The sequence below is a fragment of the Streptomyces sp. NPDC054770 genome (assembly GCF_053611985.1).
In genome coordinates, this window is the sequence record NZ_JBSHBL010000164.1 from 1 (window position 1) to 5,844 (window position 5,844).

6 protein-coding genes are annotated in these 5,844 nt (G+C 73.8%); 4 read left to right on the top strand and 2 right to left on the bottom strand.

The genetic code is table 11. From position 1 onward, the window contains the following. Positions 1-113: 113 nt before the first annotated feature. A complete protein-coding gene (locus tag ACWGKQ_RS51670; protein ID WP_453299092.1) occupies positions 114-989 on the bottom strand; it encodes a helix-turn-helix domain-containing protein in 876 nt (291 codons plus the stop codon). Positions 990-1,174: 185 nt separating this feature from the next. Here ACWGKQ_RS51670 and ACWGKQ_RS51675 point away from each other — a divergent pair, with 185 nt between their 5' ends. After that, complete coding sequence (locus ACWGKQ_RS51675) at positions 1,175-2,545, top strand: amidase (protein WP_453299093.1); 1,371 nt, start codon at positions 1,175-1,177, stop codon at positions 2,543-2,545. Positions 2,546-2,552: 7 nt separating this feature from the next. Here the strand turns inward: ACWGKQ_RS51675 and ACWGKQ_RS51680 are convergent, their stop codons facing one another. After that, positions 2,553-3,341: a sugar isomerase domain-containing protein gene (locus tag ACWGKQ_RS51680; RefSeq protein WP_453299094.1), complete on the bottom strand. Its 789-nt coding sequence runs from the start codon at positions 3,339-3,341 to the stop codon at positions 2,553-2,555. Between the two features lie 178 nt (positions 3,342-3,519). Between ACWGKQ_RS51680 and ACWGKQ_RS51685 the strand changes: the two genes are divergently transcribed. The 3 genes from ACWGKQ_RS51685 (at position 3,520) to ACWGKQ_RS51695 (ending at position 5,598) form a co-directional block, all read left to right on the top strand. Then, the gene (locus ACWGKQ_RS51685) at positions 3,520-4,404 is read left to right on the top strand and encodes a MurR/RpiR family transcriptional regulator (RefSeq protein WP_453299095.1); all 885 of its coding nucleotides are present in this window, start codon (positions 3,520-3,522) and stop codon (positions 4,402-4,404) included. A 121-nt stretch (positions 4,405-4,525) separates the two neighbouring features. Next, complete coding sequence (locus ACWGKQ_RS51690) at positions 4,526-5,029, top strand: hypothetical protein (protein WP_453299096.1); 504 nt, start codon at positions 4,526-4,528, stop codon at positions 5,027-5,029. Then, complete coding sequence (locus ACWGKQ_RS51695) at positions 5,026-5,598, top strand: peptidyl-prolyl cis-trans isomerase (protein ID WP_453299097.1); 573 nt, start codon at positions 5,026-5,028, stop codon at positions 5,596-5,598. Before ACWGKQ_RS51690 ends, ACWGKQ_RS51695 begins: the two co-directional genes overlap by 4 nt. Positions 5,599-5,844: the final 246 nt, after the last annotated feature.

Sequence of the window (5,844 nt, forward strand, 5' to 3'; positions counted from 1 at the left end):
CGGCTGAGCCGGTGGCGGGGGTGCCGGCGGGGCGAGCCCAGCGGCCGGCGGGCCGGCGGCGGGCGGACCGCGGCGCGCGGCGCGTCCGGGGACCCCGGGACGTGCTCGCCGCGTCAGCGTGCGGCGGCGGCTCGGAGCGCTGTGCCCGGCAGGTATCCGGGCGCGGCCCACGCCACGTCGTCGACCGCGAGCCACGGCGCCGCGGACACCGCCGCCGGCGTCACCCCGGCGAAGGCCCTGACGTCCCTGTGGAGGTGGGACTGGTCGGCGTACCCGATCTCCGCTGCCACCAGCGCGGCGCTGTGCCCGGCGGCGAGACGGTGGGCCGCGTGGTCGAAGCGGATCAGCTGGGCCGCGCGCTTGGGCGTGAGGCCGGTCTGGGAACGGAAGCGGGACCACAGCCGCTTGCGGCTCCAGCCGATCTCGGCCGCCAGCGGCTCGACCCGGACCCCGCCCAGGTGCGTCGCCATCTGCCCCCAGACGAAGGCGACTTCCGGGTCGACGGACCGGCCGGCCTCGTATCGGCGGCGGAGTGCGGCCTCGGCGATGGCGAACCGGTCCTGCCAGGCTCCGGCGGCCCGCAGCTGTTCCTGGACGCGTGTGCCGTCGCGGCCCCAGAGGTCGTCGAGGCGGACCACCGCGCCGCCCAGCTCCGCGGAGGCGCCGAACACCGCGTGGGCGACGACCGGTGACAGCCTGATCTGGAGGCACTCGATGGCACGGCCCCGCCCGCGCAGGCCGTCGGCCGCGAGTCCGGCGACGATGCTGCCCTGGTGCCGTCCGCCGTCGGGGGCGTCGACGGCGAACGGCCGGTCGCCGAGGTCGAAGGCCACCGTGACGGCCGGGTACGGGACCACGCTCAGGTCGACGGGGTCCGTGGTCCGCGCCCGGAACCCCGCCATGCTGACCCCGGGCAGCCGGCCGGGCCGCGCCGGGGTGGCGATGTCCCAGATCCGCGCGGCGCTCCGAGCCGACCGGACGGATCGCATGGCGCCAGCGTACGGAACATTCGTCCAATACGGAGCGGTGCGGGCGCGCCGAGACTGAGGGCGTTCCCTTAAGCGCCCCGGATCGGAGAGGACCACTCGTGACACACACGCCGACTGCTTCGCCTGACGCGACCGACTTGTACACGCCGGCCGTCGAACTCGCCGCTGCCATACGACGGAAGGAGGTGAGCCCGGTCGAGGTGGCCGAGCGCTGTCTGCGGCGGATGGACGAACTGGACCCCCGGCTGAACGCCTTCTGCCACCGGGCCGACGACGAGGTCCGCAAGGCAGCGGCGGCCGCGGCCGACCTGGTGGTGCGGGCCGCGTCGCCCGACGACCTGCCGCCCTTCCTCGGTGTCCCGCTGCCGGTCAAGGACCTGGTGGACGTGGCCGGTTGGCCGACGACCCGGGGGTCCGCCGGTGCCGGGCGGGCACCGGCCACGGTCTCGGACCCGGTCGTACGGCGGTTCGTGGACGCGGGGTTCGTGCTGCTCGGCAAGACCACCACCTCCGAGTTCGGCGCGCTGCCCTTCACCGAGAGCGAGGCCCTGGGCATCTCTCGGAACCCATGGGACCCGGACCGTACGCCGGGCGGTTCGTCCAGCGGGGCGGGCGTGGCCGTCGCCGCCGGGATGGCGCCGATCGCACATGCCGAGGACGGCGGCGGGTCGATCCGTATCCCCGCCTCCTGCACCGGGCTGGTGGGTCTCAAGCCCACCCGTGGCCTGGTCAGCAACGGGACCGTCGTGGTGGAGGGCCTCGGGACCAGCGGGGTGGTCACCCGGACGGTGGCGGACACCGCGGCCGCCCTGGACGTGCTGGCGCGCCACGATCCGGGCGCCTGGTGGTCGCCGCCGTCCCCGCGCGGATCGTTCGCCGCGGCGACGGCGGCCGAGCCGCCGACCGGGCTGCGGATCGGGGTGCTCACCGAGTCGCCCGTCGACGGGATCGAGGTGGATCCGGCGGGTGTGCGGGCCGTCGAGGTGACGCTCCGGGCGCTCGAGTCGGCGGGGCATCACATCGTCGGCACCGCCCTGCCGCTGCCTCCGGCGGACGAGTTGGTCGCCGCGTTCACGACCATCTGGAACATCGGGGCCGCCGGGATCGACCTCGCGGACCCGGAGCGCGTCGAGCCGCACAACCGTGCGTTGCGTGCGGCGGCGCGGTCGGTGGACTCGTGGGCCTATGTGGAGGCGGTGCAGCGGGCCCAGCATCTGTCGCGGCGCATCGTCGAGGGCTTCGTCGCCGGTTTCGACCTCCTGGTCACGCCGACGATGGCCTGTCTCCCGCCGCGTATCGGCGCCTGGCGGGCGGGTACCGAGGAGCATCCGCTGGCGGCCGTGCTGAACAGCTATCCGATGGGGGTGTTCACCTCGGTGTTCAACGTGACCGGCCAGCCGGCGGTCTCACTGCCCGTCCACCACGACGAGGCCACCGGGCTGCCGGTCGGCGTCCAGCTCGTCGCCGCGCCCTGGCGGGAGGACCTGCTGCTCCAGGTGTCCCGCACCCTGGAGCTCGCGCTCCCCTGGAACGGCCGCCGCCCGCCGGTCGGCTGACGACTCCTCAGCTCGCGGTGCGCCGGATCCGCCCGGCGTACCGCTTCTCCAGTTCCAGGTTGCCCTCGAAGCCGCCGGGCACGTTGGCCGAGACGTAGACCGGGGGGCGGTCCCCGGACGCGAGCAGGAGGCCGGCCGCCTCGGCCACCGCCATCTGTACGAGCATGACCCCGGTCAGCGTGGACAGCGCGCAGACCGCACCGCCGCCGGGGAGTTCGAGAAGGGCGTCGCCGCGCGGGGCCGCGTTGTCGAGGACCACGTCGGCCAGGTCCGCGAGCTTCTTGCCGCTGGGGTGGCCGGCCGGGACCGCGCGGGTGTGGGCGAGGGAGGTGAGGGCGAGGATCCGGTGCCCGCGTTCCCTGGCGTGCAGGGCCATCTCCACGATCACGTTGTTCACCCCGGAGTTGGAGATGACGACGAAGAGATCCTGCGGGTGCGGGGCGGCGAGCTCGTAGAGGCGGGCGGCGACGCCTGGTTCGCGTTCCAGGAGCGGGTCGTCGAGGACGCTCGGGTGTTCGCCGCCGTAGAGGACGAGGTCGGCGATGCCGATCCGGTTGGTGGGCACCAACCCGCCCGCACGGCCGGCGACTTCGAGGACCATGGCCTGGGAGTGTCCGGTGCCGAAGGCCTGCACGACTCCGTCGGTGCGGACGCAGTCGGCGATCAGTCCGGCGGCCCTGGTGACGTCGGCGCGGGCGGCCCCGGTGAGTCGGTGGAGGGCGGCGAGGCCCTCGCGGGCGAAGCGTTCGGCGTTCACCGGCTCGGTCCCGGACTCGCCGGCGGACTCGACGGACACGTGCGCACTCCCCACTGCCGGAACGACCGGGTGGATTGAACCGGATGGATTGAACCGCCTCGACTTCACCTTTATTGATGAATAAATAAATCATGTGTGCCGTACACCGTGCAATGGCGCGCCCATCCGGTCCTGATATCCAACTGACGGCCCATGAGGTGGCTGCTACCTTCCCCTCATGCCCTCGACCGACGTCACCGCACTCATCCGGACCGAGCTGCCGCGCCTGGCCGGCTCCCTGCGGAAGGTCGGCGAGCTGATCCTGGAGGACCCGGCCGCCGTCACCCGCTGTTCGGCCGCGGAGCTGGGGCGCCGCACCGGTACCTCCCAGGCGACCGTGACCCGGTTCTGCCGGGCCGTCGGCCTCGACTCCTACCAGCACCTGCTGATCGCGCTCGCGCAGGAGCTGGGCCGCGGGGAGGTGTCCGACTGGGGCACGGCCGAGATCGGCCCGGACATCTCCCCGGACGACAGCCTGGAGCGGGTCGTGAAGGTGGTCGGCACCGCGGACCTGCGGGCCGTCCAGCAGACCCTGGACCGGATCGACCTGGACGCGGTCGAGCGGGCCGCGCAGGCCATGGCCCGGGCCCGCCGTATCGACGTCTACGGCGTGGGCGGCAGCGGTGCGGTGGCACAGGAGACCGAGACCCGGCTGTTCCGGATCGGCTGCTCGGTGCGCGGCTGGACCGAGGTGCATGCCGCGGCCACCTCGGCCGCCCTGCTCACCCCCGCCGACGTCGCGATCGGCATCTCCCACTCCGGGGCGACCCGCGAGACGACCGAGCCCTTCGACACGGCCAAGGAGCGCGGCGCGACGACGATCGCCCTCACCGCCGACCCGCGTTCCCCGCTCGCCCGCGCCGCCGACATCCGGCTCATCTCCTCCACCCCGGAGACCAGCTTCCCCACCGGCATCATCGGCGCCCGCCACTCGGTACTGCTCCTCATCGACTGCCTGTACGTCCGGGTCGCCCAGCTCTCCTACCAACGGGCCAGCGCCTCACTGGCGTTGACCGACCACATCGCGGGACAGCACGCGGTGAAGTCCCGGCGGTCCCGCTGAGCCGACGCCCTCCCGGCCCGGAGGTTCTGTATCAATGAACCATCAATGAAGCATGTCTACGGTTGATTGAACCAACACACGATGTCAGGATGAGGCTCCGCCGAGCACTCGTAGGAGCCCCATGCGTGTGACCTCTGTCGAGTCGACCGAGATCTTCACCGGCACCCCTGAGAAGCCGCTCCAAGTGGTCGTCGTCCGGGCCGAGCACATCCCGGGCCGCCCGGTGCTGCTGACCGTCGAGGGACCGGGGGTGCGCAGCGTCGGTGAGCTCCCGGCCACCGCCGGCGAGGACGGAACGGTACGCGCGGAGGTCCCCGTGTCCGCCGAGCGGCTCGCGCCCGGCGACCGGCGCAGGATCACGGTGACCGTCGAGGACGCGGGCGCGGGCCTGCTCCTGCACCACTCCGCCGAGTTCACGGCCGTCGAGCCCGGCCGGACCACGTTCATGGACGGCCACCTCCACCACGAGACCGGGGACACCGCCGACGACCCGGCCGGCAGCGGGCGGCCCGCCCACTGCGACCCGGTCCGGCGCGGCCCCCTGTACTGCGACGAGCCGACGCTCTCCGTCTTCGGCGAGGAGCCGCGCGATGCCGGGCGGATGCGGTGCGGGGGGACGCCGTGAGCGAGCACGCCGCTGTGGTGGACGGGGCGTCCGTGCCGGTGGAACAGGTGGAGGCGCGGTCGGAGCGGCAGCGCAGACGGTGGGCGACGCAGGTCGTCGTCACCGATGAACTCGCCCGGCGGGCCTGCTCGGAACGCGGCCTGGCACCACGCCCGGAGGTCTCGCCCGAGCGTGTCCTGGCCGTGGCCGGGACCGACGTCGCCGACCTGGGCAGCATCGTCGCGGTGGCGCTCGCCCACTCCCCCGCCGCCCGCGCCCTGCTGGCCGTGCTGGAGGCCGAACAGCGGGTGCCGGAGGAGGCGGTGCGTGACTACTACGTCCGCAACCGGGACCGGTTCCTCACCAAGGACGCGCTACGGCGCGGTGTCGACGCCTTCACGACGACGACGGCCGGGGACTTCCAGCCGTACGAGCGCGTACGGGAGGACGTGGCAAGGGAGTTGCGGCGGGCGCGCGGACGCCAGGCCTTCTTCGACTGGCTGGACCGGGCCCGGTCCGGCGTCGAGGACACGGACGGGCACGAACACCCCGGCGACGCGGCACATCCGGACCACGAACACCGGCGCTGAGCCCGCCCGTCGGCGCACGGAACCGCGCAGGATCATCCGGGCGGCGGTCGGGTTGCCGTAGGTGACGGGGACTGACGGGGTCAGCGGCGGGTGGTGAGGAGCCGCGCCAGCGCCACGGCGCCCGCGCGGCCGTCGGTCACCGGGGTGATCGTGAGGTCGAGGTGGGAGAGCCGCTCGGTGAGCGGGGTGAGCAACGGGCCCTCCGGGGCGAGCAGTCCGCCCGTGACGACCAGGGCCGCACCCGGG

What these genes read in the sequence shown, in the direction of transcription:
- ACWGKQ_RS51670 (WP_453299092.1), bottom strand. Translation starts at nt 989, where the DNA reads ATGCGATCCGTCCGGTCGGCTCGGAGCGCCGCGCGGATCTGGGACATC.
- ACWGKQ_RS51685 (WP_453299095.1), top strand. Translation starts at nt 3,520, where the DNA reads ATGCCCTCGACCGACGTCACCGCACTCATCCGGACCGAGCTGCCGCGC.
- ACWGKQ_RS51690 (WP_453299096.1), top strand. Translation starts at nt 4,526, where the DNA reads ATGCGTGTGACCTCTGTCGAGTCGACCGAGATCTTCACCGGCACCCCT.